Raw genomic sequence first — 13,655 nt, 5'->3', positions numbered from 1 at the left:
GGTCCCTCAGCGGCGCACGACGAGGCTCTCCACCTGGTACGACAGCTCGTCCGTCGTGGGCTCGGGCGGGGGGTGATAACGGCCTGCGCACACCGAGATGTTGACGATCAGGTAGGCGTGCCAGCGGGAGCCCACCCCGCGGCCGTCGGCGAAGACCTGGCGGCCGTTCAGCCGCCAGACCACGTCGCGCATGCCGAACGTCACGGCGAGTTCCACGACGCCCCCGGGGCGGACGGCGTTGTCGCGGACGTAACTGCCGCCCGGACGCACGTGGTTGGTGAGCTCCAGCAGGTCGGGGTGGTCCGGGTGGTATTCGAAGACGTCCACCTCGTTGCCGCCGTCGCGCCAGGTCCAGATCGCCGGCCAGGCGCCGAGTCCGACGGGCAGCCGGACCCGGGTCTCCAGGCGGTCCCCGGTGCGCACCATGAAGCCGTCGGCGCTGTCCTCCGTGGTCAGCAGGCCCGTGTCCCACAGGCCGTCGGAGCGGCGCGTGGCGCGGAACGTGCCGGTGCGGGAGTGGTCGGGGTCGTCCGTGAGGTGGTCGAGTTTGTCGTCGCCCGGGTTGGTGGGGCCGCCGTCCGGGTAGGCCCAGGACCGCCCCGCGACCCACTGGCGGTCGGAGGCGAAGTCCGCGACGAAGACGATCTCGCTCATGCAGCAGGCTCCCTTCGTCCGCCGCACCGGCAGCACTGACGAGGTCATCCCCGCAGCGGCCCCGGTCATGCGGCGAGCGAAGGCTAAGAGCCGTCCTTCACCCGAACGTGTGATGAGCGCGGGCCTGGCGCGCTGTCCGGGTGTGGGTGCGTGGTGTGTGCCGCGTCAGCGGTCGGCGACTCACTCCTGCGTGTCGATGCCGGTGACCACCGCGGGGCCCAGGAGTGCGGTGCCGTCGTCGAGGCCCACCGCGGTCAGCGCCGACTCGGCGAGCCGGCGGGCCTTCCCCTCCGCCTCGGGGCCGCTGTCCGCCTCCACGGTGAGGCGGACGGTGAAGGTGTCGTCGTCGTGGACCGTGAGGATGTCGATGTCCTCCTGTGCGCCCATGTGCGTGCGGTGCGGGTCGGCCGGGCGCAGCGCGCTCACCAGCTCCTCCCGCACGTCGTGTCCGGCTCCGCCGGTGAACGTCCCCGGCACGGAGATGACGTACGTCGTCATGGTGATCCTCCCTCGGTCACCTCTCGCCCGTCCCGCCCGGCGGCGCCATGCCGCCGGCGGTGTCGGGACGCTGCTTGGCCGCGCGGATCGCCCCGGTCTCCCACAGGCACCAGGTCGACCACAGCAGCAGGGTCAGAAAGGCGGCGAGGAGCACCAGCAGCAGCACCGTCTGCCGTGTCGTCCCGCGCTCCCCCACGAAGGTGAGCAGAAGACACCCGGTCCAGGCGGCCGCGCCCCAGGCGTACACGGTCCTGAGCTGCCGCAACTGCTTCACCGCTTCCATCGGCCCCTCCCGGGCAGACATGTACACGTCTTGTGCCGGTACCCCCGCAGCGCGACTTCACCGCATGCGCGTCCGCCGGAAGTGGCACACGAGGTGTCCGGGCCGAGGTTCCACCGGTCTCCGGGTGGGAAGGGTCGAACCGACGTTCACCCTGTCCCCATCTTCACCGGAGCCCTCATGACCCCCGAGCCGGGCGTTCCCGAGCGCCGCAGCGCGGCCGATTTCAGCACCGCGCGGCTGGAGGCGTTCAGTGATGGCGTGTTCGCCATCGCCATCACGCTGCTCGTGCTCGATCTGCGGGTGCCGGAGCCCGACGCCCTGCACGGGGAGTCGCTGGCGCACGCGCTCGCCCATCAGTGGCCCTCCTATTTCGCCTACCTGGTCAGCTTCCTCGTCATCGGCATCATCTGGATCAACCACCACGCCGTGTGCGGCCTCGCGCGCCGGGTGGACCGCCGCACGCTGTTCGCCAACCTGTTCCTGCTGCTCGCCGTCTCCGTCATCCCGTTCCCCACCCGGCTGCTCGCCACCTATCTGACAGCCGGCGGCAGCGATGCGCACACCGCGGCTGCGATCTACGCGGCGACGATGGTCGTCATGGGGATCGCCTTCTCCCTGCTCCTGCTGTCCTTCACCCGCGACGCGCGGGTTCTGCGTGCGCCGGTCGCGCCGGCGGATCTGCGCGCCGCGCTGCGCCGCTTCGGCGTCGGAGGGCTGGGCTACCTGGCCATCGTCGCTCTCGCCTACGTCAGCCCCGTCGCCATGCTCGCCTCGCACGCCCTGCTCGCCGTCTACTACTGCTTCGACCAGCTGGCTCCGATACGCCGGTCCGCGGGAGACGGTTCACCGTCACCCTCGGCCTGAGGAACCGGCTCCGGGCGTCCGCGGGCCGGGACCGGGCCGAGCGCGGGCGGGGTGGGCAGTTACGACTGGCGGTCGGTGCGTCCGCCCGTGCGGCGGAGCCGGCAGAGGCCGGATCACTCACCCGAGCGGCGCTGCGCCGTCCACATCGGGTCGTCCTCCCCGTGCAGCGGGGTGCGCAGTGCCAGCAGGGCGACGTCGTCGTCGTTGTCGGCCGGGCGGACGCGACGCAGCAGCTGGTCGGTGAAGGAGTCGAGCGGGCGGTGGGCCAGGGCGGCGGCGTGCCGGCTCAGGCGCTGAAGCCCCTCGTCCAGGGAGAGGCCCCGCTCCTCGATCAGGCCGTCGGTGTACATCACCAGGGTGCTGCCGGGCGGGAGGGTCACCGTGGCGTCGACCCGCGGGGCGGCGCCACTGCTGCCCAGCAGGATGCCGTGCGCGCCGGTGAGGTACTCGGCCACGCCGTCACGGCTCAGCATCAGGGGCGGCGGGTGACCGGCGTTGGTCCAGGTCAGCTTCCAGTGGCCCGCCTCCATGCGTTCCAGCCGGGCGAAGAGCAGGGTGGCCATGGTGACCTCGGTGATGTACTGAACCGCCCGGTCCAGCCGTTCCACGACCCGGCTCGGGGGGTCCTGCTGGGACCAGGCGTAGGCGCGGAGCATGTTGCGCACCTGCGCCATGCCCGCCGCGGCCTCCAGGTCGTGGCCGACGACGTCCCCGACCGCCAGGGCGGTGGCGCCGTCCGACAGCGGAAAGGCGTCGTACCAGTCGCCGCCGACCTGCGAGGCGTGCGGGGCGGGCAGGTATCGCACCGTCATCCGCAGATGCGGCACATGCGGCATCTGGGGCAGCAGGTGCTTCTGCATGGTCTCGGCGACCTTGCGCTGGCGCTGGTACAGGCGCGCGTTGTCCAGGGCGAGCCCTGCGCGGCGTGCGATGTCCTCCAGCAGCGGCAGGTCGGCCGTGGCGAAGGGCAGCGGCTTGTCCGTCCGCCCGAGGGTCAGGGCGCCCAGAACCTCGCGGGTGCTGCGGATGGGCACGATGGCCGCGGAGTGCATTCCGGTGGCCTCGAACAGGCGGCGCTGTTCGACCGCGATGCCGGAGTCCGGCTCGCCCTGGTAGGTGTGCGGACCGGCGACGGTGGAGGCGACGCCGCGCAGGGCCCGGGACAGCGGCATGGGCGACTCGTCGGGGATCGGCGGCATCGGACCCTGGAGTTCCTCCAGATGGGTCAGGCGGTCGCCCTCGCCGTGCACCACCGCGCTGCGCCAGACCTCGTCACGTTCGGTGATCAGGTCGATGACGGCCCAGTCCGCCAGCCGGGGCACGACCAGCCGCACCAACCGGTCCAGCGCCTCCTCGACGTCGAGGGTGGAGGTCAGCTGTGTGGTGGTCTCGGCCAGCAGCGCCAGCCGTTCCAGCTCCGACAGCGACGCGCCGGCCTCCTCGACCGGGGGGCCGCTCGTCACCGTGCGGCCCGACGCGTGGAAAAGGACCAGGGTGCCGGTCAGCTCCTGGCCGACGTAGTACGGCGTGATGTGCCAGCCGATCGGCAGCAGGACGCCGTCCCCGCGGGCGAAGTAGTCGCGGTCCGCCTGCGCGGGGCACCCTTCGAGGAAGGCATGCCGCATGGCGCACTGCGTCCTGGCGATCGGCTGCCCGTGCAGGTCCCGATGGAGCAGGTCGTGCGCGTCCTGGCCTATGAGGCGTTCGACGGGCCGGGCGAGGAGCGCCGCGGCGCGCGCGTTGGCGGCGACGATGCAGCCCTGTGCGTCCACGACATAGGCGCCGGTTCCGATGGCTTCGAGCCGTGCGGCGAGCTCGGTCGGGACCGTGGGTCCGGACGACGCACCCGCCTGCTCCGTGTGCTTGGGCCCTGCCATGTGACGGTCTCCCTGTGCTTCCTGTGCGGCCCCCGGGTCCATGGCGCCTCGTCGGCTCGCTGACCGCCAACCGTACGTCCTTCCCGGGCGGGCGTGCCACGTCGATCGGCCGGGAAGGAGCAGGGCACCGACCTGCACGGCACCGGGAGGTCGGCGGTGCCGTCCGCGGACCGTCGGGCCGGCCGGTAAGGCTGCGGGGGCTGAGGCGGGTGCCGGACTCAGCCGGTGTCGCCGGAGCCGCGAGTTCGCCGGTCCGCCGGCCTCGCGAAGAGCGCCTTGCGCTGGCGGGCCGTCAGCCCTCCCCACACGCCGTCGCTCTCGCCGTGCCGGACCGCGGCGGTGCGGCACTCGCGGATGACGGGGCAGCGGTGACAGATCTGCCGGGCCCGCTCTATCTGGGGCAGGGACGCCCCGTCCTCGGTGAGCGGGAAGAAGAGTTCGGGGTCCTCGAAGCGGCAGGCGGCAAGGTCGAGCCAGTTCACGGGGTCCTCCCCATGGCGGGTCGCCGGCGGCAGCCGGCAGCCGTCGGCTGACCGGACCGTCCGGGGTGTCGTGCGTTGTGCACCCGGCAGAGGTGGCACTCAAGCTAGGGAATCGTCGATGGCTTTGTCCAGATATAGAACTGTTTGTTCTTGGGCGGGCTTCGACGGAGACCCGTACATCCGGTTCGCCGGCCGGCGAGCTCCGTCGACCCCGAGTTGCATCGATATCGCATCGATGCATCAGCCGGCCACCACCTCCTCCTCCAGCAGGCTGCGGCGCAAACGGTCCAGGCCGCGCCGGGTATGGCTCTTGACCGTCCCCAGCGGCCATCCCGTGACGCGGGCGATCTGGGTCTGGGTCAGGTCCTGGTAGAAGGCGAGCCGCAGTACGCGGCGCTGCGGCTCGCTGAGCCGTTCCAGCGCGCGTCCGACGACCACACGGTCCAGCGCGGTCTCCGGGTCGCCGCCGGCGCGGTCCTCCGGCGCCGGCGCGCGGCCGGCCGCCGCCACGATCAGTTCCGCTCGCCGGGTGCGGGCTGCCAGGGCGTCCGCCACCTTGCGCCGGGTGATGCCGACCAGCCACGCGGGGAAGGACCCGCGCTCCGGGGCGTAGCCGTCGCGGCCGCGCCAGGCCGCGGTGAACACCTGCTGGGTCACGTCCTCCGCCTCCCGTGGATCCCCGAGCGCCTGCCGGGCCAGGCCGTGGACGAGTCCCGACCACTGCCGGTGCAGCAACGTCCAGGCATCACCGGCGTCCCGGTCGCCGGGATCGAGCAACGCGGTCGAGCCGGGCGTGGAGGGGAGCCGGTTCATGTCGAGCCTCCTGTTCGAAGCCGCGGGTGGCACAGCCCTGGGTCTTGCTTCAGACTGGGCGTCCGGGAACCATGGAGACAACTTGCATCGATAGCGCATCGATAGAGCCAGGGACGAGCCGCCCGCGCATCGGGGCTCGCCCCGCAGGAAGGGAGCCGTTCTGCCCAGCGCCCTCGAGGGACCGGTTCCCGCCGCGAGCGGGCCGAAGGACCGGACGTCCAAAGCGGCGGGCGTGACGACCGGGGCACTCGCCCGTCGGCTCGGCGTGTCCCCGACCACCCTGCGCTCCTGGGACCGGCGCTACGGACTCGGTCCGGCCGTGCATGCCCACGGCAGGCACCGGCGCTGGGCGCCGCGGGACATCGCGATGGTGGAGGAGATGTGCCGGCTGACGGCGGCGGGCGTCCCGCCGGCCGAGGCGGCGCGGGTGGCCCGGCTGCGCTTCACCGAAGACGGCACCGCGGCCCCGGCCGCCGCGACGCCCGCGAGCCCGGCGTCAACGAGCCCGGCGTCCCCGCCGGACACCGTCTCCGCGCCCTCCCCGCCGGACACCACCTCGACGCCCTCCTCCCCCGTGGCAGTCCGCCCGGGCGGCGCCGGAAGCGGGCTGCCGCTCGGGGACGTGCGTCAGGAGTGCCGTGGCCTGGCCCGTGCCGCGGTGCGGCTGGACGCGCCGGAGCTGGAACGGCGGCTGATGGAGAGCGTCGGGCAGCACGGCCTGGCGGTGGCGTGGGAGGAGGTGATGGTGCCCACGCTGCGTGCCGTCGGCCGCAAATGGGAGTCGTCCGGCGACCGGTATGTGGAGGTCGAACACCTGCTCTCGTGGCACATCTCCAGCACCCTGCGCAGTGCTCCCCTGCTGCTGCCGCGCGCCGAGACCCATGCCGGGGCCCCGGCCGTGGTCCTCGCCTGTACCCCTGGCGAACAGCACTCGCTGGCCCTCGAGGCGCTGACCGCCGCACTGGGCGAGCGCGGCGTGCCGACCCGGATGCTGGGCGCCGCGGTGCCCGCGGAGGCCCTGCTGGCGTGTGTGCGGCGCACCGGCGCGGCCGCGATCGTCCTGTGGTCGCAGACCCGCTCCACCGCCTCGATGCCGCTGGCCCGGCATCTCGCCGGTCTGGAGTGGGGCGCGGCGGGCGCCCGCAGACGGCCCGCGGTACTGCCGGTCGGACCGGGCTGGGACCGGCGGGCGGCCGCCGGCTTCCCGCGCTGTTCCGGGCTGCGGGACGCCGTAGAGGCGCTGAGCCGTCTCTACGGCGACGACAGCGGCGCCCACCGACCCCGGCCGCATTGAGGCCGGCCGGGCGGGGCGCGTGTCAGGGCGGCTGCTCGTCCCACCGCCGGTCCTCGCGCGGCGCGGCTTGGTGGTCGCCGCCGCGGGCGTGCCGGAACCGGGCCAGGCCCTCGGACAACTGCACCACCGGCTCCGGGTAGTCGAGGGCCGCCCGCTCGGCGGCGGGCAGCTTCCACGGCTCGTGCAGGACCCGGGTCTCCAGCATGGGTGTCAGCTCCCCTGCGGTGGACGGCGGCGGTCGTTGCTCTCTTCCGGCCGGGCCTCGGGTCCGGATGCGGTGCCGGACCCGAGGCCCGGAGCGGGCGCGGTGGAGGTGCGGGAGGACTGCGCGTGCTCCTCCCGGACCCGGCCGGCGGCGCGGACGATGTTGCGGGCCATGCCGCCGAAGACGACCGCGTGGAAGGGCGACACGCTCCACCAGTACAGGTGGCCGAGCAGCCCGCGGGGGTGGAACAGCGCCCGTTGCCGGTACCGGACGGGCCCGTCGCCGTCGCCGTCCACGCGCATCTCCAGCCAGGCCAGGCCGGGCAGCCGCATCTCGGCGCGCAGCCGCAGCAGCCGGCCGCGCTCGATCTCCTCGACCCGCCAGAAGTCCAGGGAGTCGCCCACCCGCAGCCGCCGCGCGTCCCGCCGCCCCCGGCGCAGGCCGACACCGCCGACGAGACGGTCGAGCCAGCCGCGTACCGCCCAGGCCAGCGGAAAGGAGTACCAGCCGTTCTCCCCTCCGATGCCCTCGATGACCCGCCACAGCGCGTCGGGCGCCACGTCCGCTTCCCGTTCCCGTACGTCGGTGTAGAGGCTGCCGCCGGCCCAGTCCGGGTCGGTCGGCAGGGGGTCGCTGGGCGCGCCGGGCACGGAGGCGGACGACCAGCGGGTGGAGACCTGGGCGTCGCGCACGCGTTGCAGCGCCAGGGCGACGGACCGGTCGAAGCCGAGGGGGTGGCCGGGCGGGCAGGGCACGTACTGCTCGATGTCCCGCTCCCGGCAGACCACTTCGTGGCGCAGGGACTCGGTCAGCGGGCGCGCGATGGACGCGGGCACCGGGGTCACCAGGCCGACCCACTGGCTGGACAGGCCGGGGGTGAGCACGGGCACGGGCACGATGAGCCGCCGGGGCAGCCCGGCGACGGCGGCGTAGCGCTGCATCATCTCGAGGTAGGTGAGCACCTCCGGGCCGCCGATGTCGAAGGTGCGGCTGACGTCGGCCGGCAGGGCCGCGCAGCCCACCAGGACGCGCAGCACATCGCGTACGGCGATGGGCTGGAGACGGGTGTGCACCCAGCGCGGGGTGACCATCACCGGCAGCCGCTCGGTCAGGTACCGCAGCATCTCGAAGCTGGCCGACCCCGAGCCGATGATGACGGCGGCGCGCAGGACGGCGATCGGCACGCCCGAGCCGAGGAGGATGCGGCCGACCTCGGCGCGGGAGCGCAGATGCGGGGAGAGGTGTGCTTCGGGGACGCCGTACGGGGTAAGTCCGCCGAGATAGACGAGGCGGCGCACGCCGGCCCGGCGGGCCTCCTCGCCGAAGACGCCTGCCGCGGCCCGGTCGGTCCGTTCGAAGTCGCGGCCGCTGCCGAGCGCGTGCACCAGGTAGTAGGCGACGTCCACCCCCGCCATCGCCCGCGCGACGGACGATGCGTCGGTGACGTCGCCGGGCACGATCTCCACCCGGTCCGCCCAGGGATGGTCGCGCAGCTTGCGCGGTGTACGGGCCAGGCAGCGCACCCGGTGACCGGCGTCCAGCAGCTCCGGGACCAGGCGGCCGCCGATGTAGCCGCTGGCGCCCGTCACCAGGCAGAGGAGCGGTTCACGGCTCTGCGCCCCGTTGTCCGTGGTGGTGGGGTGGTCGTCGTGCATGAGCCCGCCTCTGCCGTTCGCCGTCGCAGGTGCTTCTGCGCTCTCTACGCTGCGGGACCCTTGGGTGGATGCGCCCGCCGCCCGCGGCGCTCGGGTGACACCGCGGGCGCCGTCTCAGCCGGCTGGTGTCTCCCGGGCCTAGACGAGTCATTCCGATGTGATCAGTGGTCGTAAGCGATCAAGGATCGTATGACGGGCTGGCCGGTCTTGCGGTTGTGCCAGATCGCGGCAGCCATCGCGAGGATGCGCTGGGCGACGCGGACAGCGACACCTGCGAAGGTCCGGCCGCCGTACTGTTCCAGGTCGAGCCGGCCTTTGAGGGTGTCGTTGACCGACTCGATCAGCTGCCGCACCGACTTGTTGCGTTACCGACGTGCGCCGCCGGCGCGAACTTGCCGCCGGCACGGCGGACGCCGACCGCCTCACGCTCGCTTCGGCCGCATTCCTCACGCCGCCCGGCGTTCCCGCGGCCGTATCGCCACCGGGACGGCCGCTCGGCGGCACGGCGCCCACCGCGGCGAGCGTCGCCGACGATCTTGAGCAGCTCACCGAGGCGGGCCTCACTGCCTGCACCCTATGGCTGCCCGTAGCTGCCGAGCACGTCGTGCAGGCAATGGAGTGGATCGCAGCCGAGGTCGTGCCGCGACTCACCTGATCGCGGAGACGGTCGCCGAAGGGCCAGGCTGTGGTTGTGGAGGGGGAGTCCGCCCCAGCGGATGCCCACGACCGCCAACCCGGCGCCCTACGCGGTCACCACACCAACTGGACCCGCACTTCGCCGGCCGTGCCGGCCAGGGTCGTTCAGCCAGTGCCGGATCCAGGCCCCCAGTTCGGCGACTTGCCAGGATCCAACCCGTAGGCGGCGTACTCGCGGTCGGAGGTGAAGGCGTGTCGACGATCAAGCTCTTGGCTCCGGCTGCGATGCCGCAGAAGTTGAGTCAGAACCACGTCTCGGGGACAAAGCCACTCATCCTTTTGCCCCGTCCGTTGAGCGGGCCGCCGCGGTCCCGGTGAGGCTGGCGTCAGAGGATGGGCGTTGGCTCCCGTCGATCGGCAGGGACGGTGGAGAGCGCATGTTGGGGAACGCAGGGCAGGCGCGGATCGGGCATGGCGCTGATACGCGTATCGGTGCGCCGGCGTCGTCCGCCAAGGCTTGGGGCCGACTTTGCGGGCGTGGCGGCGGCGCCCGGCTGCGCCTCGCGGCGGGGCTGTGCCTGTTGGCGCTGGTTGCCGGTGCGTGCGCCGAATCCCCCAAGGACGTGGCGCACACGGGTGGGGATCCGATCGACCCGCGCATCCAGAAGATCATGAACAAGCCCGTCTACCGGCATGGCCAGTTCGGCCTTGTGGTCGTCGACCCGGCGACCAAGCGCACCGTCACCTCGCTCAACGCCGATCGCCTGTTCATCCCCGGATCGACGACCAAGCTGTTCACCGTCTCGACGGCCTGGGACACCTTCGGCAGCGAGCAGCGCACCACCACCCCGGTGTATGCGCAGGGCGAGGTCAGGGGTGACACGCTGGAGGGAAACCTGGTGCTCGTGGCGGCGGGCGACCTGACCATGGGCGGGCGCACGAAGCCGGACGGCACGCTCGACTTCAGGCCTGTCGACCACACTTACGCCGCGGCGGTCCCCGGCCATGCCGCTCTCACCCCGGAGAACCCGCTCGCCGGCCTGGACAGCCTGGCCAAGCAGATCCGAGCCCGCGGGATCACGCACGTCAACGGCAACGTGGTCATCGACAACCGGCTGTTCGCGCCGGAGCCGGCGTTCACCACGAACCCTTCGCCGATCATCATCAACGACAACATCATCGACATTCTGAGCACGCCCACCAAGTCCGGACAGCAGGCCTCGTTCACCTGGCGCCCCCGGACCGCACGGAACTCCATCTCCTACCACGTCAAAACCGTGGCCAAGGGGCAGCCCAGCGCCATCACTGCCACACCGGGGCCCCACGGCGTGATCAGGGTGACCGGGACCCTGGCCGCCGACGCCGCCCCGTACCTGGCCATCGCCCCTATCGCGGACCCTGCGGCCTTCGCCCGGACCGCGCTGATCGAGGCCCTGCATCGGGCAGGTGTGAGCGTCGACGCCACCCCGACGGGTCCCAATCCGGCGCCCCCGGACCAGCCCGCGCACGGCAGCCCGGTGGCGAAGCTGGTCTCCCTGCCCTTCTCGCAAGAGGCCAGACTCATCCTCAAGGTCAGTCACAACCTGGGCGCCGATCTCCTGGTCTGCCTGCTCGCCGTCCACCGGGGCAGCCAAAACTGCCAGGACGGATTCGCCGCCATCAAGGCGTTCGACACCAAGGCCGGCGTGGACCTGGCCCAGGCCTCCCAGGCCGACGGACAGGGCGGGCTACCCGGCGACGCGTTCACCCCACAGGCCTTCATCCCGTTGCTGAGGTACATGTCGAGTCGGCCCCAGGCAAGGCAGTTCCGTGAGGCTCTGCCGGTCCTGGGCACCAGCGGCGATCTTTCCCTGTTCGGCACGGACAGTCCGGCCAAGGGAAAGGTCTTCGCCAAGTCCGGCACCCAGGCGGCCGGTGACAGTCTCACCGGACAGACACTGATCACCGGGCGGGCCATGGCCGGCTACCTCGATGCGGGCGGCGGGCACTACTGGCTCTTCGACGTGGTCTTCAACAACGCCAAAGTCGCAACCACCGACGATCTCCTCTCCATCGCGAGCGACATCGCCCAGATCTCCGCCCTGCTTCAGCAGGACGCCGCAGCCACGACAAGCGCCCCCGCCTCCAGCCCCTAGACGAGCCATTCCGATGTGATCAGTGGTCGTAAGCGATCAAGGATCGTATGACGGGCTGGCCGGTCTTGTGGTTGTGCCAGATCGCGGCAGCCATCGCGAGGATGCGCTGGGCGACGCGGACAGCGACACCTTCGAAGGCCCGGCCGCCGCGCTGTTCCAGGTCGAGCCGGCCTTCTCCTTCTCGCGCTTGAACGAAGGACGCAGCAACTCCGCGCCCCGGAAGGCCAGATCGGCCTCGACCCCTTGGAGGCGAAGCCCTTTTCCGCGATCACCAGCAGGCCCGGCCGGTCCGCGGCCAGATGCGGTTCGCAGTCGAGCATCGCGGACAGGACTTCCCGCTCGCCCATCTTCGGGTTCGTCAGCGCCCACAGGATGGGCATTCCGGTCGGGGTGCACACCAGGGGGGCGCCGGTGCGGTCGCGGCGGGCGAGGAGCCGCTGCAGGCCGGCGCTTCCGGGCGCGAGGTGGCGGCGCAGCGCGGCGCGCGCGGCGTTGGCACCGGGGGCGCCGTGCACACCACCGCCGGGGTGGGCTCCGGAGGAGGCCAGGTACAGGCCGGGGACGGGGGTCTCGGGGCGTCCGGTGCCGGGCAGGGGCCGGAAGAAGGGCTGCTGGTGCAGGGCGGGGGTGCCGCCGTTGATGGCGCCGCCGACCAGGTTGCCGTCCAGGAACTGCAGTGTCGGGGCGCCAGGACGCGCCGGGCGCGGATCAGCGAGCGGAAGCCCGGCGCGAAGCGTTCCGCCTGGCGTTCCATGCGGTCGGCCATGAGCTTCTGCTCCTTGGCGTTCCACTGCCCGGTGATGCCCTCGCCGCCGGCGTCCGCGCGGATGTCGGAGCGCGCCCGGAGCCGCCGACCGGGACGGGAAAGCCGTGGGTCTGGCCCAGCATCGCCATCAGCCGGCCGAATCCCGCACTGCCGGCCGACTCGGGGGCGAGGTCGGCGTGCAACGCGTTGCCGACCAGCAGCAGGCGGCCGCCCTCGCCGCGAAACTCCTCCTCACGCTCCGCCGTCGGCCGGCACTTCCCACACGTCGCTGGGGCGGGCATTGATCAGACGGTGGCGAACGGCCACGAGCGCCTCCACACGTACGGGAGACCGGTCGTGCGACCGGCCGCTGCCGAGTGTCCCGGCCCCACCCGTCCAACCGGACTCCCTGGTCACGGCGGAGGGGAGCGGGGTGCGCCGGGCCGGAGATGTCTGGCGACGGCGGTGGTGTGTGCCGACGGCGGTGGGGCTGGTGATCCGACGCCGACCCGGTCGTGGGCAGGATCGGTCGGCGCCGGACCGCGGCGCGGACGGAACGCCGGCTGCTCGGAGGAGGAAGCAGACGGCCGCACGCGCGCACTTTCCGTGTGCCTCCGCATACGCATCGCATTCGTCGCTCGTGCGAGTGGTCTTCCCTTCGGCCGTTCGCAGTATGCCCCCCGCTCCCCCGGGCTGTGCTCACCGGCCGGAAACCCGTCGCCGTCCCGCATCCGACGCGGCCATGGATCGCGAAGAACGGGGCAGAGGAATGCAACACGATCTTGGATCGGTCCGGCCGTGGCCGGACCGGTCCCTGCGCACGACATCGCACGACGAAGGAGCTTGACGTGGCCCAGGATCTGACCCCCCGCTACACGGTTCCCGGCATCGAGCGCGAGGCCGCCGGCCGGCTCATCGGCCTCCTCCGCCTGCGCCTGCACGCCCTCAACGACCTGCACCTCACCCTCAAGCACATCCACTGGAACGTCGTCGGTCCGCACTTCATCGCCGTGCACGAGATGGTCGACCCGCAGGTCGACCGGGTGCGCGAGATGGCCGACGACGTGGCCGAGCGCATCGCGGCGCTCGGCGGCGTCGCCCAGGGCACGCCCGGCGCACTCGTCGCGGAGCGGAAGTGGGACGACTACTCGATCGGCCGTGCCGACGCCCTCGCCCACCTCGGCGCACTCGACGTCGTCTACACGGGCGTGATCGAGGGCGTGCGCGCCGCGATCAAGGAGGCGGGCGGGATCGACCCCGCCACGGAGGACCTGCTCATCGAGCAGCTGCGGGACCTCGAGCAGTTCCAGTGGTTCGTGCGCGCCCACCTGGAGAGCGCGGGCGGCTCGCTCGCGACCGACGGGGCGAGGACGGAGGAGCAGGGCGCGGCCCGCGGCGGCGATCTCTGACTGTCCGTCACATCACGCACCTCACCGGCCGTGCGACTCGGGGGCCGGCTTCAGCCGCCGCTGTCGGCCTGGGGCGGCTCGGGGCCGCGTGAACCGGGCTGCCTC

General features: G+C 72.6%; 13 protein-coding genes and 2 pseudogenes. 5 read left to right on the top strand and 10 right to left on the bottom strand.

Annotation, left to right across the window (positions count from 1 at the left end; all coding sequences use genetic code 11):
- Positions 1 to 6: 6 nt before the first annotated feature.
- The 3 genes from AB0J12_RS12590 to AB0J12_RS12580 form a co-directional block, all read right to left on the bottom strand.
- Complete coding sequence (locus AB0J12_RS12590; RefSeq protein ID WP_363264264.1) at positions 7 to 654, bottom strand: beta-glucanase; 648 nt, start codon at positions 652 to 654, stop codon at positions 7 to 9.
- 180 nt (positions 655 to 834) lie between these two features.
- A complete protein-coding gene (locus tag AB0J12_RS12585) occupies positions 835 to 1,152 on the bottom strand; it encodes a hypothetical protein (RefSeq protein WP_363264263.1) in 318 nt (105 codons plus the stop codon).
- A gap of 16 nt (positions 1,153 to 1,168) precedes the next feature.
- Entirely contained in the window at positions 1,169 to 1,435 is a 267-nt protein-coding gene (locus AB0J12_RS12580) for a hypothetical protein (protein ID WP_363264262.1), read from the bottom strand.
- A 177-nt stretch (positions 1,436 to 1,612) separates the two neighbouring features.
- Here AB0J12_RS12580 and AB0J12_RS12575 point away from each other — a divergent pair, with 177 nt between their 5' ends.
- Positions 1,613 to 2,299: a TMEM175 family protein gene (locus AB0J12_RS12575; protein WP_363264261.1), complete on the top strand. Its 687-nt coding sequence runs from the start codon at positions 1,613 to 1,615 to the stop codon at positions 2,297 to 2,299.
- Positions 2,300 to 2,412: 113 nt separating this feature from the next.
- Here the strand turns inward: AB0J12_RS12575 and AB0J12_RS12570 are convergent, their stop codons facing one another.
- The 3 genes from AB0J12_RS12570 to AB0J12_RS12560 form a co-directional block, all read right to left on the bottom strand.
- Entirely contained in the window at positions 2,413 to 4,176 is a 1,764-nt protein-coding gene (locus tag AB0J12_RS12570; protein WP_363264260.1) for a GAF domain-containing SpoIIE family protein phosphatase, read from the bottom strand.
- Between the two features lie 218 nt (positions 4,177 to 4,394).
- Entirely contained in the window at positions 4,395 to 4,658 is a 264-nt protein-coding gene (locus AB0J12_RS12565) for a WhiB family transcriptional regulator (protein WP_363264259.1), read from the bottom strand.
- A 240-nt stretch (positions 4,659 to 4,898) separates the two neighbouring features.
- Positions 4,899 to 5,471 carry a sigma-70 family RNA polymerase sigma factor gene (locus AB0J12_RS12560; protein ID WP_363264258.1) on the bottom strand — a complete coding sequence of 191 codons (573 nt, stop codon included), beginning with the start codon at positions 5,469 to 5,471 and terminating at the stop codon, positions 4,899 to 4,901.
- 232 nt (positions 5,472 to 5,703) lie between these two features.
- On the opposite strand from AB0J12_RS12560, the gene AB0J12_RS12555 reads away from it, so the two are divergent.
- Positions 5,704 to 6,765, top strand: coding sequence for a MerR family transcriptional regulator (locus AB0J12_RS12555; protein WP_363264257.1), 1,062 nt, complete (start codon positions 5,704 to 5,706; stop codon positions 6,763 to 6,765).
- Between the two features lie 22 nt (positions 6,766 to 6,787).
- Here AB0J12_RS12555 and AB0J12_RS12550 read toward each other — a convergent pair whose 3' ends face one another.
- From AB0J12_RS12550 to AB0J12_RS12540, 3 genes and pseudogenes are all read right to left on the bottom strand, one after another.
- The gene (locus AB0J12_RS12550) at positions 6,788 to 6,970 is read right to left on the bottom strand and encodes a hypothetical protein (protein WP_363264256.1); all 183 of its coding nucleotides are present in this window, start codon (positions 6,968 to 6,970) and stop codon (positions 6,788 to 6,790) included.
- A 5-nt stretch (positions 6,971 to 6,975) separates the two neighbouring features.
- Complete coding sequence (locus tag AB0J12_RS12545; RefSeq protein ID WP_363264255.1) at positions 6,976 to 8,625, bottom strand: SDR family oxidoreductase; 1,650 nt, start codon at positions 8,623 to 8,625, stop codon at positions 6,976 to 6,978.
- Between the two features lie 161 nt (positions 8,626 to 8,786).
- Positions 8,787 to 8,978 (bottom strand): annotated as a pseudogene (locus tag AB0J12_RS12540) (IS982 family transposase); the annotation flags it as partial.
- Between the two features lie 20 nt (positions 8,979 to 8,998).
- On the opposite strand from AB0J12_RS12540, the gene AB0J12_RS12535 reads away from it, so the two are divergent.
- On the top strand, positions 8,999 to 9,280 hold the full coding sequence (locus AB0J12_RS12535; RefSeq protein WP_363264254.1) for a hypothetical protein: 282 nt from the start codon (positions 8,999 to 9,001) through the stop codon (positions 9,278 to 9,280).
- 604 nt (positions 9,281 to 9,884) lie between these two features.
- Positions 9,885 to 11,396, top strand: a complete 1,512-nt coding sequence (dacB, locus tag AB0J12_RS12530) for a D-alanyl-D-alanine carboxypeptidase/D-alanyl-D-alanine-endopeptidase (RefSeq protein WP_363264253.1) — start codon at positions 9,885 to 9,887, stop codon at positions 11,394 to 11,396.
- Between the two features lie 407 nt (positions 11,397 to 11,803).
- Here the strand turns inward: dacB and AB0J12_RS12525 are convergent.
- Positions 11,804 to 12,395: pseudogene (locus AB0J12_RS12525) on the bottom strand (hypothetical protein); the annotation flags it as partial.
- A 594-nt stretch (positions 12,396 to 12,989) separates the two neighbouring features.
- Here AB0J12_RS12525 and AB0J12_RS12520 point away from each other — a divergent pair.
- On the top strand, positions 12,990 to 13,550 hold the full coding sequence (locus AB0J12_RS12520; RefSeq protein WP_363264252.1) for a DNA starvation/stationary phase protection protein: 561 nt from the start codon (positions 12,990 to 12,992) through the stop codon (positions 13,548 to 13,550).
- Positions 13,551 to 13,655: the final 105 nt, after the last annotated feature.

It is taken from the genome of Streptomyces sp. NPDC049915 (assembly GCF_040656475.1).
Lineage (GTDB): Bacteria > Actinomycetota > Actinomycetes > Streptomycetales > Streptomycetaceae > Streptomyces.
The sequence above is the reverse complement of the archived record's forward strand: the minus strand, read 5'-3'. Positions and strand labels throughout refer to the sequence as shown.